The sequence below is a fragment of the Arthrobacter sp. StoSoilB22 genome, from assembly GCF_019977315.1.
Classification (GTDB): Bacteria; Actinomycetota; Actinomycetes; order Actinomycetales; family Micrococcaceae; genus Arthrobacter.
Genome location: NZ_AP024652.1, coordinates 1,576,443 through 1,595,027 on the forward strand (window position 1 = coordinate 1,576,443; position 18,585 = coordinate 1,595,027).

General features: G+C 62.3%; 17 protein-coding genes. 10 read left to right on the top strand and 7 right to left on the bottom strand.

Annotated elements, in window-relative coordinates; translation table 11 throughout:
• Position 1: 1 nt before the first annotated feature.
• Genes LDN70_RS07475 through LDN70_RS07500 form a run of 6 tightly spaced genes read left to right on the top strand, consistent with a single transcriptional unit; the run spans position 2 to position 6,319 of the window.
• A complete protein-coding gene (locus LDN70_RS07475) occupies positions 2-2,179 on the top strand; it encodes an ATP-binding protein (RefSeq protein WP_223942199.1) in 2,178 nt (725 codons plus the stop codon).
• The gene (locus tag LDN70_RS07480) at positions 2,176-3,339 is read left to right on the top strand and encodes an acyl-CoA dehydrogenase family protein (protein ID WP_142939687.1); all 1,164 of its coding nucleotides are present in this window, start codon (positions 2,176-2,178) and stop codon (positions 3,337-3,339) included. Before LDN70_RS07475 ends, LDN70_RS07480 begins: the two co-directional genes overlap by 4 nt.
• Positions 3,340-3,359: 20 nt before the next feature.
• Positions 3,360-4,178 (top strand): CoA transferase subunit A, encoded by an 819-nt coding sequence (locus LDN70_RS07485; protein WP_142939686.1) that lies wholly within the window; start codon positions 3,360-3,362, stop codon positions 4,176-4,178.
• Complete coding sequence (locus LDN70_RS07490; RefSeq protein WP_223942200.1) at positions 4,175-4,927, top strand: CoA transferase subunit B; 753 nt, start codon at positions 4,175-4,177, stop codon at positions 4,925-4,927. Before LDN70_RS07485 ends, LDN70_RS07490 begins: the two co-directional genes overlap by 4 nt.
• The gene (locus LDN70_RS07495; protein ID WP_223942201.1) at positions 4,924-5,409 is read left to right on the top strand and encodes a MaoC family dehydratase; all 486 of its coding nucleotides are present in this window, start codon (positions 4,924-4,926) and stop codon (positions 5,407-5,409) included. The genes LDN70_RS07490 and LDN70_RS07495 overlap by 4 nt, the downstream gene beginning before the upstream one ends.
• 40 nt (positions 5,410-5,449) lie before the next feature.
• The gene (locus LDN70_RS07500) at positions 5,450-6,319 is read left to right on the top strand and encodes an HpcH/HpaI aldolase/citrate lyase family protein (protein WP_223942202.1); all 870 of its coding nucleotides are present in this window, start codon (positions 5,450-5,452) and stop codon (positions 6,317-6,319) included.
• A gap of 105 nt (positions 6,320-6,424) precedes the next feature.
• Here LDN70_RS07500 and LDN70_RS07505 read toward each other — a convergent pair whose 3' ends face one another.
• The 6 genes from LDN70_RS07505 to LDN70_RS07530 are packed head-to-tail and all read right to left on the bottom strand — an operon-like array spanning position 6,425 to position 12,695.
• Entirely contained in the window at positions 6,425-7,564 is a 1,140-nt protein-coding gene (locus tag LDN70_RS07505; RefSeq protein WP_223942203.1) for a Gfo/Idh/MocA family protein, read from the bottom strand.
• The gene (locus tag LDN70_RS07510; RefSeq protein ID WP_223942204.1) at positions 7,549-8,250 is read right to left on the bottom strand and encodes a ThuA domain-containing protein; all 702 of its coding nucleotides are present in this window, start codon (positions 8,248-8,250) and stop codon (positions 7,549-7,551) included. Before LDN70_RS07510 ends, LDN70_RS07505 begins: the two co-directional genes overlap by 16 nt.
• Before the next feature lie 32 nt (positions 8,251-8,282).
• The gene (locus LDN70_RS07515; RefSeq protein WP_223942205.1) at positions 8,283-9,503 is read right to left on the bottom strand and encodes a Gfo/Idh/MocA family protein; all 1,221 of its coding nucleotides are present in this window, start codon (positions 9,501-9,503) and stop codon (positions 8,283-8,285) included.
• 30 nt (positions 9,504-9,533) lie between these two features.
• On the bottom strand, positions 9,534-10,433 hold the full coding sequence (locus tag LDN70_RS07520) for a carbohydrate ABC transporter permease (protein ID WP_223942206.1): 900 nt from the start codon (positions 10,431-10,433) through the stop codon (positions 9,534-9,536).
• Positions 10,433-11,371: a carbohydrate ABC transporter permease gene (locus LDN70_RS07525; RefSeq protein ID WP_223942207.1), complete on the bottom strand. Its 939-nt coding sequence runs from the start codon at positions 11,369-11,371 to the stop codon at positions 10,433-10,435. Before LDN70_RS07525 ends, LDN70_RS07520 begins: the two co-directional genes overlap by 1 nt.
• A gap of 4 nt (positions 11,372-11,375) precedes the next feature.
• Positions 11,376-12,695 (bottom strand): ABC transporter substrate-binding protein, encoded by a 1,320-nt coding sequence (locus LDN70_RS07530; protein WP_223942208.1) that lies wholly within the window; start codon positions 12,693-12,695, stop codon positions 11,376-11,378.
• Between the two features lie 280 nt (positions 12,696-12,975).
• Between LDN70_RS07530 and LDN70_RS07535 the strand changes: the two genes are divergently transcribed.
• Positions 12,976-14,061 (top strand): LacI family DNA-binding transcriptional regulator, encoded by a 1,086-nt coding sequence (locus tag LDN70_RS07535; RefSeq protein WP_142939676.1) that lies wholly within the window; start codon positions 12,976-12,978, stop codon positions 14,059-14,061.
• Here the strand turns inward: LDN70_RS07535 and LDN70_RS07540 are convergent.
• Positions 14,032-15,510, bottom strand: a complete 1,479-nt coding sequence (locus tag LDN70_RS07540) for a lipase maturation factor family protein (RefSeq protein ID WP_223942209.1) — start codon at positions 15,508-15,510, stop codon at positions 14,032-14,034. The two genes, LDN70_RS07535 and LDN70_RS07540, sit on opposite strands and share 30 nt — an antisense overlap.
• Positions 15,511-15,613: 103 nt before the next feature.
• On the opposite strand from LDN70_RS07540, the gene dxr reads away from it, so the two are divergent.
• The 3 genes from dxr (at position 15,614) to LDN70_RS07555 (ending at position 18,541) form a co-directional block, all read left to right on the top strand.
• Positions 15,614-16,798 (top strand): 1-deoxy-D-xylulose-5-phosphate reductoisomerase, encoded by a 1,185-nt coding sequence (gene dxr / locus LDN70_RS07545; RefSeq protein WP_223942210.1) that lies wholly within the window; start codon positions 15,614-15,616, stop codon positions 16,796-16,798.
• Between the two features lie 32 nt (positions 16,799-16,830).
• Positions 16,831-18,162 (top strand): M50 family metallopeptidase, encoded by a 1,332-nt coding sequence (locus tag LDN70_RS07550; protein WP_142939673.1) that lies wholly within the window; start codon positions 16,831-16,833, stop codon positions 18,160-18,162.
• 85 nt (positions 18,163-18,247) lie between these two features.
• Entirely contained in the window at positions 18,248-18,541 is a 294-nt protein-coding gene (locus LDN70_RS07555; RefSeq protein ID WP_142939672.1) for a YciI family protein, read from the top strand.
• The last annotated feature ends 44 nt before the right edge of the window (positions 18,542-18,585 follow it).

An 18,585-nucleotide genomic window follows, 5' to 3' on the forward strand; every position in this document is an offset into this window, starting at 1 on the left:
CATGACCCTGCCAACAACAACCACAGCAACAACCACCACGGCAGTCGAAGCCCGAACCTTCAACGCCGTCCTCGTTGCCAACCGTGGTGAGATCGCCTGCCGTGTCATCCGGACACTAAAGGAGATGGGCATCCGCTCCATCGCTGTGTACTCGGACGCGGACAAAGATGCCAAGCACGTGGCCCTCGCCGATACCGCTGTCGGCATCGGCGGCACAGCACCTGCCGAGAGCTATTTGAAGATTGACGCCATCATCGACGCGTGCCATCGAAGCGGCGCGGAGGCAGTCCACCCGGGCTACGGCTTCCTGTCTGAAAATGTGGAGTTCGCCAAGGCTCTGGATGCGGCGGGCATTACCTTCATAGGTCCCGGTATCAGTGCCATTGAGGTGATGGGCGACAAAATCCGCTCCAAAAACCACGTGATGGCGTACGACGTCCCCTGCGTACCGGGCATCGCGCAGCCCGGACTCAGCGATCAGGACTTGATCCAGGCCGCCCCCGAAGTTGGGTTCCCCTTGCTGATCAAACCGTCCGCAGGTGGCGGGGGCAAAGGCATGCATGTGGTGGAAAGACCCGAAGACATGGCCTCCACGCTCGCAACCGCAAGGCGCGTGGCAGCGTCCGCATTTGGTGACGACACCCTCTTCCTGGAAAGACTCATCCGCGCACCCCGTCACATCGAGGTCCAGGTCCTGGCCGATAACCATGGCAACGTGATCCACCTCGGCGAGCGCGAGTGTTCTCTCCAACGCCGGCACCAGAAGGTCATTGAGGAAGCGCCGTCGGCCCTGTTCGGATCATTGCCGGACGGCGCGGAGGAGCGGGCCCGCATTGGCGAGGCGGCCTGCAATGCAGCGCGTTCGGTCAATTACAGCGGCGCGGGAACTGTCGAGTTCCTGGTGTCCGATGAGCACCCCGACGAGTTCTTCTTCATGGAGATGAACACCCGGCTTCAAGTGGAGCATCCCGTCACGGAGATGGTCACGGGCATCGACCTCGTGGAATGGCAGGTGAGGATCGCCGCCGGTGAGGTGCTCACCGTGGCGCAGTCCGACGTCGAACTTAACGGTCACGCCGTGGAGGCGCGCGTCTATGCCGAGGTGCCGGAGCGGAACTTCATGCCGTCCATGGGGCGGATCGTGGCGCTCGCTGAGCAGGGCGAGTCGGATTCAACCGTGACCGGTCAGCAACGCACCCACGCCAAGGTGCGGATCGATTCCGCCATGCGCCACAACCTGGAGATCACCGGGGACTACGATCCCATGCTGGCCAAGGTCATCGCGTGGGGCGAGGACAGGGCGTCAGCGCTGGATACCCTTAACGCTGCCCTTGGCCGTTACACGCTGCTGGGCGTGGACACGAATGTGGAGTACCTGCGCCTGCTGATCAACGATCCTGACGTCCGGGCCGGGCGCCTCGACACCGGACTGATTGAGCGCAGGCTGCCGTCCATGGACTTCCGGCATGCTGGTCCCAGGGAATTGATCGCCGCCGCTCTCACTCTGTGGCTGGAGCGCACAGGATCGGTGCTCGCTGGTGACGCGTGGCGGACTCCCGATGCTTGGCGCGTCGGCGGCCGCGGCGCGTGGACAGCCACTTTCGGTGTTCCGGGCGGTGCAATCGCGACGGTGTCAATCACTGAGGAGGGCGGTACCGTCAGGGCTAGCGTCGACGGCGGGAGCCCGGTGGACGTCAGGGTGGCGGACCGCGGTGACAACAGGCTCGCAGTGGAGTTCGACGACGGTCCGGTCACCTTCGACGTTGGCGTTGCGTCGGGCGGGCGCACCGGTGTGCACGAACTCTTTGTGGGCAACGACGGCTGGTCCTGCCGGCTTGAAGTCTTGAACCGGGCCGAGCGACTGCGGCGGATGCTCGCCGGGATCCAGCGCGAAGAAGGCGCGGTGGATCCGCAGGTGCGCTCACCCATGCCCGGGACGGTGGTTTCCGTGTCTGTAGCCGACGGAGACACCGTGGAGGAAGGCCAAGTCCTCCTTGCCGTGGAAGCGATGAAGATGGAGCACCAACTGGTGGCCTCCGTTGCTGGAACCGTCCACCTCACCAGCAAGACCGGGGATTTGGTCAAAGCCGACCAGGTGCTCGCCACCATTCACGTGGCCGACGCCGCTGACGCCACGGCCACCACAGACACGAACACAGACAAGGAAGTCCAGCCATGAGCACGTTTGACCTGAATGAGGAGTACCAGGACCTCAGCGATTCCGTCCGCGAGTTCGCCGACGAAGTTGTGGCACCGGTATCCGCCAAGCACGATGAGGAGCACAGCTTTCCCTACGAGGTTGTGAAGCAGATGGGGGAGATGGGCCTGTTTGGTCTGCCGTTCCCGGAAGAGTTTGGCGGGATGGGCGGAGACTACTTCGCCCTTGCCTTGGCATTGGAGCAGCTGGGACGTGTGGACCAGTCGGTGGCCATCACCCTCGAAGCCGGAGTCTCCCTGGGCGCCATGCCGGTGTTCCGTTTCGGCACGGAGGAACAGAAGCAAGAGTGGCTGCCACAGTTGGCGTCCGGACGTTCTCTGGCTGGTTTCGGCCTGACCGAGCGCGAAGCCGGTTCGGACGCCGGCGGTACCAAGACCAACGCCCACCTGGACAACGGCGAATGGGTCATCAACGGCAACAAGGAGTTCATCACCAACTCCGGTACGGACATCACCACGCTGGTCACCGTCACGGCAGTCACAGGAAAAAAAGAGAACGCCGACGGCAGCACCAAGAAGGAAATCTCCACCATTCTTGTCCCTACGGACACACCCGGTTTCCGGGCAGAGAAACCGTACAACAAGGTGGGTTGGAACGCATCGGATACTCACCCGCTCACCCTGGACAATGTCCGCGTCCCGGAAGTGAACCTTCTGGGCGAGCGCGGCCGGGGCTACGCGAACTTCCTTTCCATCCTGGACGAGGGCCGCATCGCGATCGCTGCGCTGGCCACCGGCGCTGCTCAAGGTTGCGTGGACTTGTCCGTGAAGTACGCCAAGGAACGCAGCGCGTTTGGGCATAACATCGGCAAGTACCAGGCCATCCAGTTCAAGATCGCCCGGATGCAGGCAAGGGCCCACACTGCACGTCTTGCGTACTACGACGCCGCTTCCAGGATGCTGGCCGGCAAGCCGTTCAAGACCGAAGCGGCCATCGCTAAGATGGTCGCAGGCGAGGCAGCCATGGACAACGCGCGGGACGCCACCCAAGTGTTCGGCGGCTATGGCTTCATCAACGAATTCACGGTGGCGCGCCATTACCGCGATTCCAAGATCCTTGAAATCGGGGAGGGCACCACCGAAGTCCAGTTGATGCTCATCGCCCGCGAGCTGGGTCTGTAACCGTAGGGGAAGGATCAAGGATGATTGACAAGGTTGTTGCCAGCGCCGCGGAAGCGGTGAAGGACATCCCGGACGGAGCCTCGCTGGCGGTGGGAGGTTTCGGTTTATGCGGCATCCCCGTTTCCCTGATCGACGCCCTGTACAGCCAAGGCACCACTGACCTTGAGACGGTCAGCAACAACTGCGGCGTGGACGACTGGGGCCTTGGCATTCTCCTCAAGGATGGTCGTATCCGGCGCACCATCAGCTCCTACGTCGGCGAGAACAAGGAATTTGCCCGGCAGTACCTGGCGGGGGAGCTGGAAGTAGTCCTCACTCCGCAGGGCACCCTGGCTGAGAAGCTCCGCGCCGGTGGCGCCGGCATTCCTGCGTTCTACACCAAAGCAGGTGTGGGAACCCAAGTGTCCGAAGGCGGCCTGCCGCAGAAGTACGACGCCGAGGGGAACGTTGCGCTGGCCTCCTCGCCCAAGGAGGTACGCACCTTCAATGACGCGGACTACGTGCTGGAAGAGTCCCTGACACCGGACTTCGGCCTGGTCCATGCCTGGAAGGGCGACCGGCACGGGAACCTGGTGTTCCACGCGACGGCCATGAACTTCAACCCACTCTGCGCCATGGCGGCAAGGACCACCATTGCCGAAGTGGAGGAGTTGGTGGAACCCGGCGAGCTGGACCCGGAGCATATCCATACGCCGGGGATTTTCGTCCAACGGGTGGTGGTGGCCACCACGAGCGAGAAGCGCATAGAAAAGCGGACGGTGGCCCTGGCCCCTAATACCGGGCCCAGCCAGTCAGCACCAGGACAGTCCGGAACAGCCCAGTCAGGAGCGGAACGATGACCGACAACACGTACCAGGACATCCCACCCCGTCCCGAAGCCGTCCGGCACGAGTACCGCCGCGCCAACGTCGAACATCACGAAGCCAAAGGCTGGACCCGCAACGAACTGGCCGCCCGCGTTGCCCGGGAGCTGGCCAACGGGCAGTACGTGAACCTGGGAATCGGGATGCCCACGCTGATCCCCAACTACATTCCGGAGGGCGTGGAGGTCATCCTTCACTCGGAGAACGGGATCCTGGGCGTGGGTCCATACCCGGCTGAGGAAAACATTGATCCGGACCTCATCAACGCGGGCAAGGAAACGGTCACCACCAATGCCGGGGCTGCATTCTTTGATTCGGCGGCGTCCTTCGGCATGATCCGTGGCGGGCACGTGGACGTAGCAGTTTTGGGTGCCATGGAGGTTGCCGCGAACGGTGACCTGGCCAATTGGATGATTCCCGGCAAGATGGTCAAGGGCATGGGAGGGGCAATGGACCTGGTGTTCGGTGCCAAGAAAGTCATTGTCATGATGGAACACGTGGACCGCAACGGCAGGCCGAAGATCGTCCAGGACTGCACGCTCCCGCTCACAGGAAAAGGTTGCGTGGACCGGATCATCACGGATTTGGCGGTGATCGATGTGGTCAAGGACGAAGGTGATCCGCGTTTGGTTCTCCGCGAACTGGCCCCCAACGTCACCCTTGAGGACGTCTTGGCCGCTACCGGCGCCGAGCTGTTCGAAGAAGACCAGGAGCTCACTGTATGACGCGGGTGGTGGAGCAGCGCGGGCTCTATTTCGACGAGCTCGAAGAGGACGTGATTTACGCGCACAAGCCTGGCCGCACCGTCACCGAGACGGACAATGTCCTCTTCACCACCCTGACCATGAACACGCAGGCACTGCATCTGGACTCCGCTTGGAGTTCCGGCCAGCCGTTCGGGCAGAGGCTCATGAACTCAATGTTTACTCTGTCCACCATGGTGGGGCAGTCGGTGACACAACTGACGCAGGGCACTATCGTCGCGCAGCTGGGGCTGACGGATGTCACGTTTCCGCATCCGCTGTTTCATGGCGATACCTTGTACACGGAAACAGTGATTACGGGGAAACGGTTGTCGTCTTCGCGGCCCGGTCAAGGCGTGGTGACCATGCAACACACCGGCCGAAACCAGGATGGGGCAGTGGTGGCTTTGGCAACCCGGACCTGCCTGATGTGGACCAAGGAAGCTCACGCCGCGCAGTCATAGTTCTCCGTTCGTGTCAGCACATCAGCAGCAAGGAATCCGCATGCCCTCCACCGACTCGTCAAACACGGCGGTTCTCCCGTTCACCATGGGACCGGCCCTCCTGTTCTGCCCTGCCGACAGGCCTGAGCGCTTCGGGAAGGCTGCTGATCGGTCCGACGCCGTCATCCTTGACCTCGAGGACGCTGTGGCTCCTGCGGACAAGCCGGGCGCCCGCGACGCGATCCTTGAACTGGCGGGTTCAGGGCAGTCCGGCACCGGCGGTCTTGAGCCAAGCCGCACTATTGTTCGGGTGAATCCTGTGGGGACTCCGGAGTTCGAGCTCGACCTGCAGGCCCTGGCCCAGACGCCCTACCGCACGGTCATGTTGGCCAAGGCGGAGAGCGCGGAGCAGCTGAGGGCCTTGGCTGGCTATCAGGTGATCGCGCTGTGTGAAACCGCGTCAGGCATCGTCAACGCGGCTTCGATCGCCGCCGAGCCGAACGTCGTGGCTCTGATGTGGGGAGCCGAGGACCTGCTGGCCTCCCTCGGTGGCCTTTCCAGCAGGAACGACGATGGCGGGTACCGGGCTGTCGCTCTTCACTCGCGGTCCGCTGTCCTGCTTGCCGCCAAGGCTGCGGGTAAGGAAGCCATCGATTCCGTGTACGTGAATATCCCGGACCTTGACGGTTTGTCCGCTGAGTCCCGGGATGCCGTGGCCAGTGGCTTCGGAGCGAAAGCCTGCATCCACCCGAACCAGGTAGCCGTGGTCCGGGAGGCCTACGCTCCCACCGACGAAGCCTTAGCCCAAGCCAAAGAACTCCTGGAAGCGGCAGCCGCGGCAGGCACTGGTGTGTTCCAGTTCAAGGGGAAGATGATCGACGGCCCCATCCTCAAGCACGCCGAAGCGACCCTCCGCCGCGCAAAGCACTAACGACGAATCCGGCCCCTGATCGTCCCACGCACCGTAGAACGGCGAAGTGAGCGAACAGTGACCGGATTCGTTGGGGTGACCGGATTCGTTGGGGCGGCCGGAGCGCTAGGCGCGTACCGGCGTCGAGAGTTCCTTCTGTTTGACCAGTTCCGTCAGTTCCACCACAGCGGGCCGCGAGGCCGTGCTCTTGATGGCGACCGCTTGCCCACTCTTGGCTGATTCCAGCACTGATTCCATAACGTCCAAGGCATGGAAGGCCAACTGACCGCCGGCACGTGGTTCCTGGCCGGACGGTGTGTTGGCGAGGTCGGCGATGCCGAAGCCACGTCCCGAGTCCACATAACCAGCTGAGACGGGCAGTGTTTCCCAATCCTCGGCACCAAGCGCGAACAGCTGCACATCGCCGTCGAAATGATTGGGGTCAGGGACGATCAGCGAGCCCGTCTCGCCGTGGATCTCAATGTTGGGGCTCTTCGTCCGTACTGCGTCGAAGCTCATGAACAGGGTGGACAAGGCACCGGACTCATGGACCAGAACCCCGGTGACATGTGAGTCGATATCCACCGGGACAACCTGTCCCTCACGAGGGCCCGAACCAATGGTGCGTTCGCTTCGCGTGTGGCTGGCAGCACCCACCACTGACACCACAGGACCGAGCAGTGTGACCAGCGCCGAGACGTAGTAGGGGCCCATGTCCAGCAGTGGTCCGCCGCCGGGCTGATAGTAGAAATCGGGGTTCGGGTGCCAGCGTTCGTGGCCTGGCGTGGCCATGGTGGCTGTTGCCGAAATCGGCGCTCCGATTAGTCCGTCGTCGATCGCCTTGCGGGCTGTCTGGATTCCGGTTCCCAGCACGGTGTCCGGTGCGCAGCCAACCACAACCCCCGCCGCTGCGGCCGCATCCAGTACTTCCTGCGCCTCAGCGGTGGTGGCAGCCAGTGGCTTTTCGCCGTACACGGATTTTCCGGCTGCGATGGCTCGTAGCGCGATGTCGGCATGAGCGGCAGGGATGGTGAGGTTGAGGACGAGGTCCACATCATCGGCTGCCAGGAGCCCGTCCACTGTTAGTGCCCGGACACCATCGTAGGAGTCGGCCACGGCCTGCGCCCGCGCCGGGTCAAGGTCCGCGACGGCTACCAGGCTGAGGGATTCGAGCCGACGGAAGTTGCTCAGGTACTGGGCGATGATGGCGCCACAGCCGATGACTCCGACGTTTAGCGGCTTGGCAGGGGTTATCGAGACGCCCACAGCATGCCCCTTTCAATGATGGTACGGACGTTGCTGTCCTGGAGGATTTCCACGCGGTGGCCGGGGGTGCAGACGAAGATTTTGCCTTTGCCCCATTGGCGGGTCCAGATGGCCGGCGAGGTCACTTCGCGGTTCCACGGGTCCCATGCGCGGACTTTTTGGGTAGTGGTGGCCAGGACGTCGATGTAGTCATCGGACAAGACCCAGTACTGCTCGGTGACGAGGTCGAAGTCAGCCATTCCCTGGGTGATGGGGTGTTCGGAAGCCGCGGGAAGCATGTTGACGGTGTAGGGGACGTAGTTGTCCGATTGTTCACCGATCAGCTCGTCGGCATGCTTGCCCGGGTGGCAGGCGAACTGGCCGCCGATCAGGTGCAGGTAGTCCGAGTTGTTGCGGTAGGAATCAGCGATGCCGCCGTGCCAGCCAGCCAAGCCGGTACCGTTTTCAACGGCAGAGCGCAGGCCGTCGAACTCATCTTTTTCGATGGTGGTCATGGTCATGCATTGCACGATCAGGTCCACGCCGGACATGTAGTCGGGGTCTGCGTAGATCTTGGGGGATTCCTCCACCCGGACTTCGTAGCCGTTGTCCTTCAAGAATGGGATGAACAGCTCTGTGGCTTCCACCGGCTGGTGTCCGTCCCATCCGCCGCGGACCACCAGCGCTGTCTTGTTGTTGCTTGTCATGGTTTCCTTCGTATCGGGCGTATTCATATGGCTCAGACGTTCTGCCAGCGGCTTGCGTTCTCTGCGCTCGCCTCGACGGCGGCCAGCACTTTTTGCACCTGCAATGCGTCATCGAACGACGGCGTAGGCTGCTCGCCTGCGTCGATGGCAGTGACGAGGTCAACCACCTGGTGCGTAAAGCCGTGCTCGTAGCCGAGGCCGTGGCCGGTGGGCCACCAGTTGGCGGTGTAGGGGTGGGATGGTTCGGTGACCATGATCTTGCGGAAGCCTGCATCCGGTTCCAGTGCGGAATCATAGAACTGCAGGGAGTTCATGTCTTCGAAGTCAAAGGCCAGTGAGCCCTTGGTGCCGTTCAGTTCCAGGCGCATGGCGTTCTTGCGTCCCAGGGCGAAACGGGTTGCTTCGAAGATGCCGATAGGACCGGCGGCGGTGCGGCCACTCGAGTTGGCGTCAGCGCCGCCGTCGTGCTTGGCCTGAAACCGGGCGGTGAACAGCGCAGCGTCATCAACCGTGACCGGACCCCGCGGCCCATCTGTGCCGCCATGACCGCCCAGGCCCACAAAGTCGCCGCCTGCCGGGCGTTCCTTCACGAACGTCTCCAGCAGGGCGGAGACCCCGGTGATGTTCAGTCCGGTGATCCATTGCGCGGCATCGATGCTGTGCGCGCCGATGTCCCCAAGTGAACCGGACCCGGACTTGGACTTGTCCAGTCGCCAGGTCAGTGGAGCGTCAGCGTCACTGAGCCAGTCCTGAAGGTACTGTGCGCGGACGTGCCGGATCTCGCCCAGGCGGCCGTCGTCCACCATTCGCCTGGCCAGTGCCAAGGCAGGGGTGCGCCGATAACTGAAGCCACACATGGATAACACGCCGCGTTCGGCCGCGGCACGGGCCACCTGTGTCATTTTTTCGGCTTCTTCCACCGAGTTGGCCAAGGGCTTCTCGCAGAGGACATGCTTGCCGGCCTCGAGCGCTGCGATCGCTATCTCCGCGTGGGTGTTGCCGGGAGTGCAGATGTCGATGAGATCGATGTCGTCACGCTCAATGAGGCGGCGCCAATCAGTCTCTACGGACGACCATCCGTATTTGCCGGCCGCTGCCCGCACGCCTTCCTCGTTCCTGCCCGCCACGGCGGTCAGTTCAGGAATAAGGGGTAGGTCAAAAAAGCGTGGCGCGGTACGCCAGGCGTGGGAGTGGGCGGCGCCCATGAAGGCGTAGCCCACCATGCCCACACGAAGGGGTCGGGTTTCTGTCATGGGAAGTCCTTTCTGGTTAGTGGTAGCCGGCTATTTGCTGAAGCCTGCGGTGAGGCCACTGAGCAACTGACGGCGGGCCACCACATAAATCACCAGCAGCGGCAGCGTTGCCAGCACCACGGAGGCGAGCACGGCCGGGATGTTGACACTGAACTCACCTTGGAAGGTCCACAGTGACAGTGGCAGAACCCGTGTGTCCGGACTTTGCGTGAGGATCAGCGGGAACAGGAATCCGTTCCACACATGGAGTGCGTTGTAGATACCAACCGTGATGACAGCGGGCTTGGTCATGGGCAACGCCAGTCGCCACATCATGGCCCAGTCAGAACAGCCGTCCAGTCGCATCGACTCAAAAAGCTCGTTGGGAACATCCCGCATGAAGTTGGAGAGAATGAGCACCGATACGGGGATCGCGAACGCTATGGAGGGCAGGATCAGTGCCAACAAAGTGTCGTACATGTGGGCCTTGGTGATCATCCAGTAGATGGGGATGATGGTTGCGTGCAGCGGAATGGCCAGGCCCAGGAGGAAGAGATTGTTGGTCCAGCTCAGGAACCGGCCCTTGCCGCGCACAATGGCGTAAGCAGCCATAAAGGCAACGAACAGCGCCGGAACAACACTGCCCACGGTGACGATGAGGCTGTTGGCGAAGTACTTTGCGAAGTCGTTCTCCAGGACAAGCTTGTAGTTGTCCAAGGTTGGCTCTACCGGTGGCAGCATTGGGTTGGACGTGAAGAATCCCGCCTGGTTCTTCAAACTGGTGATCACCACGTAGTACACGGGCACAATGATGACGGCCAGCCAGAGCCAGCCGCCCAGGCCGCCCAGGAAGTTTGGCCGCGAACGGCCAATTTTTGGGTGCCGACGGCGGGTGGTCACCTTTTCGGGGACCGCTGCCGGGGCTGTGGGGAGTTGGGTGGTGGAAGCCATTACGCACCTTCCAGTTGGCTGGCGTTGCGGTTCTTGCCGCCGAGTCGTTGCAGGAGCAGTGCCAGGGCCAGGCCGATAACAACGAGGATGACTCCCAAGGCGCTCGCCGCTCCCATGTCGTTCGCTTTGAAGCCGGTGAGGTACATGTGCAGCGGCAGGAGCCTGGTGGAGTAGCCGGGCCCACCGGCTGTCAGCACGAAGACCAAGTCGAAGTAGGCCAGGGAACCCACCACCATGAGCGTGGAGGACGTGATCATGGTGTACTTCAGCTGCGGCAACGTGATGTTGAAGAACTGCTGGACACGGCCGGCGCCGTCAATTTGCGCAGCTTCGTACAGTGAAGCGGGAATCTGTCGCACGCCGCCTTGGTAGATCAGGGTGTGGAAGGGCACGAACTGCCAGGCGATCACGAAAACCACTACGAACAGCACCAGATCAGAGTTGCCCAGCCAGTCCTGGGCAAGGAAGGGCAGGCCCAGGCCGGGGCCGAGGCCGAAGTTGGGGTCCAGCAGCGCTTTGAAAGCGATGGCTACGGCTGCCGAAGAGAGCAGCAGCGGCACGAAGTACAGGACGGCCAGTGCGGCGCGATACTTCTGGCTTGCAGCTGTGAAGACGCCGAGCAGCAGACTGATGGGTGCCTGGACTATGAAGGAGAAAAACATGATCTTGGCCGTCACCAGCAACGCGTTGCCCGTCACAGGATCGGCCAGGACGGTGTTCCAGCTGGACAGTCCGTCCAGTTTGATGTCGCCCAGGCCGTCCCAGCGGGTGAAGCTCAGGAACAGTACTCCCAGAAGCGGGAGGATGGCGAAGAGCATGAAAAATGCCAGGGCGGGGACGGCGAGCCACCCCGACGGACCCTTTTCAAGGGTCCGTCGGGTACCCGGGGTGCCTCCTGCGACTAACTCCCGTGGTGGAGTGGTGGTAGTTGCGGACACTGTATTACTTCCCGATCGTCGCGTTCATGGTGGATGCGAACTGCTCAGGGGTGATCTTCTTCAGGAAAATCTGGTCCAGGTTGGCCAGCATGGCGTCTCCTTGTGCGGGGCTGAGTGCCTGATCCCAGGAGAGCGTGAAGTCCGGGGCATCCTTGGCCATGCCGTACACGTAAGTCAGGAAGTCCTTGTCAGGTGACGCCGCGAGCTTGTCTTCAATGCCGGTGACCACAGGTACTGCTCCTGAGTTGATCAGGCCCTGGACGTTTTCTTCGTTGAACATTCCGTCCTTGACGTACTCCAGCGCGGTCTTCTTTTGCTCTTCCGTGGCCTTGGAGGAGACGGACCAGAAGTTGGACGGGTTTCCCACGACGTTCGCCGGGTCACCCTTGCCGCCCTCAACAGTGGGGAAGGGGGTGTATCCGAGCTTTCCGCTCGAAACGAAGTCGGCCGCGTCCTTCTTCATGCCTTGGTAGATCCAGCTGCCCTGCAGGATCATGGCGGCCTTGCCCGTGTACAGCAGGGCCTGGTCTGCGTTGCTGTCAGCGGCAATGGAGGAGAAGCCGTTGATGAAGCCGCCGGCATCCACCAGTTCCTGGATCTTGGTCAGCGCCTCGATCACTGCCGGGTCTGACCAGGCGTCCGGCTTGTTGGCTGCAATGTTTGCAAAGACTTTAGGACCGCCGATCCGGTCCACCAGGTATTCAAGCCACATCAGATCCGGCCATTTGGACTGACCACCCAGGGAAAAGGGTGCCACGCCGGCATCCTTGAACTTGGGGACCAACGCCATCAGCTCGTCCCAGGTCTTGGGCGGTTCTGCCCCGATCTTCTCGAAGACTTCCTTGTTGTAGTAGAGCACTACGGGCTGGACCTTGTTGTTGGGGAGCGCGTAGGTCTTGCCGTCGATCACGCCGCTCTCGAGGATGGAGGGAAGGTAGCGGCTTTGGACGTCAGGGTTCTCTTTGAGGAATCCGGTCAGGTCGTCCACTTGGCCGGCATCGACGTAGGACTTGAGGACACCGCCGCCCCACCCGTAAACGAGCGTGGGGCCCTGGCCGGCGCCCACAGCGGTGCGGACCTTGGTCTTGTATGCATCGTTGGCGAAGAAGTCGAGCTTGATGGCGGAGTCGGGGTGCGACTTGTTCCACGAGTCCACGGATGCCTGGAACACAGGCTGGTCACCACCGGTCAGTCCCCACATGGTTGCCGAGTCCGCGGAGGCTCCTGTCCCGGCCGGACCTGAGGATCCGCAGGCGACCAGGGAGATTGACAATGCGGCTGCAGAAACGGCCATTCCGGCGGTGCGCAACTTGAGATTATTCATGTGCAGTTTCCATTCGTCCTTCGGGCTCGACGCTGATCGCCCGGTTGTGCGTGTAAAAGCCGCACTTCGCGGGTCTGAGGATCAACTTCGATCACCAGCACCAGCAACTTTTCGAAATGTTTCGGAGGTCCTTTCGGAAGTGCCCACCAAACTTAGCGGTGACGCACATCACCGTCAAGGCCTGCTGGACAATCAATTCGGTGTGCTGGACTGCGGTTTGACGAGTGCACCCGTCCCAATGCAGACTGTGAGCAACCGAAACTTTTCGAAAGCGGTAACCGTGAGCCCAGAAGTCCGACCCTCCAAGCTGACCCTTTCTGCAGTAGCGCAGGAGGTCGGAGTGTCAGTTCCCACCGTGTCCAAAGTGGTCAACGGGCGTGGAGACGTGGCCCAAGGCACCCGGGCCCGTGTCCTGGCAGCCCTGCAACGTACCGGATACAAATCACCCCTTCAGCGCAAGGGCAACCCCGTCCAGCGGACCGTCGAGGCGGTGTTCGATTCTCTGAACTCGGCCTACAACATGGAAGTCCTCAAGGGGATCATGGAGCAGGCCAACGTTTCGGACATGGAAGTAATCCTCTCCGTCACCGGACTGCAGGCAGCACCGCCGCTGGGCCCTGAGGAACGCGCGCAGCGCATGGTCGATGAGGGCCGCAGCGGCATGATCGTGGTGACCTCGGCGTTCGGAGCCGCTCAGCTGGAAGCCTTCCAGAGGCGTCAGATTCCCATCGTGGTGATCGACCCCCTGAATCCGCCACCTGCTGATCTGTTCAGCGTGGGCTCCAGCAACTGGGCAGGGGGGAAAGCTGCCGCCACGCACCTCTTGGAGCTCGGGCATCGACGCATTGCCTACATCGGGGGTCCCGCCACCGCCGAATGCAGCCAGGCCAGGCTCCACGGCTACATGGCCGCACTGATGGCCGAAGGCATCACCGTTGAACATGAATATGTTTCCGCGGGCCCGTTCCGGCCCGAGACCGGAGCGGCGGCTTTCAAGTCCCTGGTGGCCCTGGAAGATCCGCCCACGGCAGTCTTTGCCGCAAGCGACAGTATTGCTATGGGCGTTCTGGCCGAGGCGCGGAGGCAGGACATCCGAATCCCCGAGGAAATGAGCCTCGTTGGGTTCGACGGAACCTATCAGGCGGAAGAATCCACGCCCCCACTGACCTCGGTGAGCCAGCCTCTTCAGGAAATAGGGCGTTCCGCGCTGAACTTCATCCTTCGCCAAATGCACGGTGAAGAGATTGACTCCAGGCGCGTGGAACTCGCAACCCACCTGGTGGTTCGTGAATCCACGGCGTCACCCCGGGAACCAGCCTCACCCCGGGAACCAGCCTCATCCGGAAAGCCGGCGTCCCGGTCTTAACTGCACCGGCGGAACGGCGTCATACAGCAGCACCCGGACCCAACGTTCGCCCGTCCCGCGGAACTCTGCACGGCTGGCGAAGCGGTACAGGTAGCTGCGCGCCCGCACCCAACGGGGGCGTTCGCCGTCGAACGGGTCTTGTCGAAGCAGCCTAAGCGTAGCCTTGTCAGCCTCCAGCAGCCGGTCCAGGAAGGCATAAAACCATTCCTCATGGACGGTCCTCAGCGGCAGGAACCACATGAGCCAATCCAGGCGCAGATGGTACGGCGCCCATTGCCGGGGGAGTCGACGAACATCGCCGGGCTTGCCCTTGAATCCATACTCCAACCATCGCTCATCCGGCGCGTGGGGATCCTCGTCCAAGGTTCCCTCAACCACGATCTCAATGCGCTGCTTGGTCACCGTCCCGAAAGCACCATAGGCGTTGACCAGGCGCCAACGGTTAAAGCTGGCATTCATCAGTTGCTGGCTGGAGAAGAGGTTGAGGAGCGGGCGGTAGCTGAACACCACCAGCAGAACGGTGACAAGTACGACGACGACGAGCCACCACGCCGGGGTATCGGCACTTGCGTGCCACTCAAGGGGGATGAACGGAAAAACCGCATGGGCCACCGGGTCGCTGACGGCGGCGAACGCCAGGACGATCGCCGCCCAGTTCAGCCAGGCGAAATTACCGGTGCCCACCAGCCACAGCTGCGTCACGATGATGATGCCCGCTGCGATGCTGGCCAGCGGTTGAGGGGCGAAGAGGAAGAACGGCACCACCAGCTGCGCACCATGATTGCCCACCACTTCCACCTTGTGCAGCGGACGCGGCAGGAGATGTGCCTGCCTGCTGAGCGGGCCGGGCATCGGCTGTGTCTGGTGGTGATAGAACATCGCCGTCATGTCCCGCCACTCACGGCCGCCGCGGATCTTGATCATGCCGGCCCCGAACTCAAGCCGAAACACCAGCCACAAAATGAGAATGAGGATGGTTGCCGGTGGGGGAGTCTGGTCCGAACCAAGGAAGGCCACCGTGAAACCGGCCTCAAGAAGAAGGATCTCCCAACCAAAACCATAGAACGTCTGGCCAACGTTCACGATTGACATGTAGAGGAACCACAACGTGAGAAAGGCCAGCATGGGCAGCCAGGGCGGCCCCGTTTGTGGCAGGCCAATGACCAGCAGAATGGACACGCCAATACCCGTCCAGCACACCGCCCGGAGAAGCGGGTCGGAGTAGCGCCACCGGAACAGGGTAGGCCGGCCAAGGCGACGGGCCATAGCCAGGAAGGCCGGTACCGGCAACAGTCCGCGCTCGCCGAGGAGCGCCGGGAACTGGTTCACCGTGGAGAAGAAGGCAAGGGCATAAAGCGCCGCTGTGCCACGCTGCAACACCTGCCGGGCAAATTCATAGTCCCGCGCATCAAAATAGTCCCGCGCATCAAACCAGGAGAACCACTCCACGATTCCACGGTACGCAGCGGACGGCGCTGGTCAAGCGGCATCGATTTTCCACATACGCCGCCATCCGTTCGCGGGCCCCGGCAGTGGCAGGGATACTTAAGTCATGCAGCCGCGCAAGATCGTCATCCTCGGGTCCACCGGTTCCATCGGCACACAAGCGATTGACGTCGTCGATGCCGCACCACACCGTTTCGAAGTGGTGGCACTAAGCGCGGGCGGCGGGAACCTCGAACTCATTGCACAACAGGCGGTCCACACCAGGGCCCAAGCCGTGGGAATCGCCAAGGGAGATTCGGAAGTCCTTCGGCGGTTGATTGACGCCGCGGCCACGGCTGAGGGCGTGCGGAATTTCGCTCCGGAGGTCTTTGCCGGACCGGACGCATCCACCCGGATCGCCGCCATTGAGTGCGACGTCGTCCTCAACGGCATTACCGGTTCCATCGGGTTGGCGCCCACTTTGGCCGCGCTGGCTACAGGAGCCACACTGGCTCTGGCCAATAAGGAGTCGCTGATCGTCGGCGGCGCCCTGGTCAAAGCTGCCGCTGGCCCCGGCCAGATCGTTCCCGTTGATTCTGAACACTCAGCCATCGCCCAGTGCCTGCGCTCGGGCACGGATCAGGAAGTCGAAAAGCTGATCCTGACCGCGTCCGGCGGGCCCTTCCGCGGCCGCACCCGGGAGCAACTTCACAACGTGACACCGCAGGAGGCCCTTGCCCACCCCACCTGGGACATGGGCCTCATGGTCACCACAAACTCGGCCAGCCTGGTCAACAAAGGCCTGGAAGTCATTGAGGCACACCTGTTATTCGATGTCCCGCTGGACAGGATCGACGTTGTGGTCCACCCGCAGTCGGTGGTGCATTCCATGGTCCAGTTCGTGGATGGCTCCATCATCGCCCAGGCATCACCTCCGGACATGCGGCTGCCGATCGCGCTGGGACTGGGTTGGCCGGATCGTGTCCCGCAGGCTGCACGCGCTTGCGACTGGACCCAAGCCACCAGTTGGACCTTCGAGCCCTTGGATACCGTGGCATTCCCGGCCGTGGACCTCGCCAAGGACGCAGCTAAGCAGGGCAGCACGTTCCCGGCCGTGTTCAATGCCGCCAATGAGGAAGCAGTGGAGGCCTTCCACGCCGGACGAATCCGCTTCACCGACATTGTGGATACCGTCGAATCCGTCCTCAGCGAACATTCAGGCTCTTCCGAGCTAACGGTGGAGTCGGTGCTGGATGCTGAGAGGTGGGCACGCGCCCGAACCCTTGATCGTTTAGCCAGCAGCGCCCTCTAGCTCACAACCCTTACGGAAGCAGTCCCACCGGCATGAGTCCTGTCCTTCTCTTCATCCTCGGAGTCGTCTTCGTCGCCATCGGCGTGGCCGTTTCCATCGCGCTGCACGAGGTAGGCCACCTGGTGCCCGCAAAGCTCTTCAAAGTGCGCGTCACCAAGTACATGATCGGTTTTGGACCAACGCTGTGGTCCAGGAAAAAAGGCGAAACAGAGTACGGCTTCAAGGCGCTTCCGCTGGGTGGCTACGTGTCCATGATCGGCATGTACCCGCCGAACAAGGAAGACGGCGCCGTTCGCCCCTCCAGTACTGGCATGTTCCAGACCCTCGCCACCGAGGCGCGTTCAATGGCGCACGAGGAAGTGGGTCCCGGGGACGAGAAGCGCGTCTTCTACAAGCTCCCCGTCTGGAAAAAGATCATCGTCATGCTCGGCGGACCGGCCATGAACATGCTGATCGGCTTGATACTTCTGGCAGTCCTGCTCATGGGCTTCGGAACAGCCCAGGCAACCACCACCATCGCTGACGTTTCCAAATGCCAGGTTGCCGCGGGGGAGACCGTGGACCCCGATTCGGCGGATTGCAAACTGACCCCGGCCGCAGCCGCGGGCCTGCAGCCAAATGACACCATCACTTCCTTCGACGGAAAATCCGTCACCAGCTGGGACGAGCTCACCAGCTGGATCCGGGCCTCCGCCGGCAAGGAAGTTCCTGTCATTGTGACGCGCAACGGGGCGTCAGTGGAGACCACGGTGACTCCGGTTCTCTCGTCCCGGCCCGTGGTGGGCCCCGATGGGCGGCAGGCACAGGACGCCAACGGAGTTTTGCAGTACCAGGAAGTCGGCTTCCTGGGTATCGGAGCCCAAAGCGCTTTGGTTCCCCAACCGGCGTCGGCCGTTCTGCCCATGGCAGGGGAGAACATCAAACAGATTTCCGGTGTGATCTTCAACCTGCCGGCCAGGGTGGTGGGGGTGGCGAAAGCAGCCTTCAGCGAGGAGCCCCGTGACCCCAACGGGCCTATCAGCGTGGTGGGCGTCGGCAGGGTTGCCGGCGAGGTAGCGGCCATGGAACAAGTACCCATGCAGGCACGGATCGGCACCCTGATCGGGTTGCTCGCAGGACTCAACTTCGCGTTGGCCATCTTCAACCTCATCCCGCTCCTGCCGCTCGACGGCGGCCATGTCGCTGGCGCCTTGTACGAAGGCGCGCGCCGCCAACTGGCCAAACTGCGTGGCAAACCGGATCCGGGAGCCTTCGACATCGCGAAACTCCTGCCGGTGACCTATGTGGTGGCGGCGTTGCTCATGGCCATGGGGGCGCTCTTGATCTATGCCGACATCGTTAAGCCCGTGAACATTTTCGGCTGAGCTGTGAACAATGCGGACAGATCTGTGAACAATGCAGGCAAAGCTGTGAACATATTCTGCGCAACCGGCGGGATAGGCTAGCTCCATGACTGTTTTCGCTGTTGAGTACGTATACGTCGCCGATTCAGGCGCCCTCCGCGACGAAGCCCGCCCAGCACACCGTGCTTGGCTCGGGGAACTGGCCGAGCAAGGCAAACTTCTTGCCAGTGGCCCCTATGGTGACGGCGCCGGCGCCCTGCTGATCTTCAAGTCGGCCGACGAAGCCGAACTCAATGACCTCCTCAAGCAGGATCCGTTCGCTGAAGCCGGCGTCATCGCCGGCATCCGCACCACGGAATGGGCGCCAATCATCGGTGTCCTGGCTGCCCACGCGTCCTAGCCCGGACGTCCTCCACCACAACGATTCACCCAACCCAAGGAGTC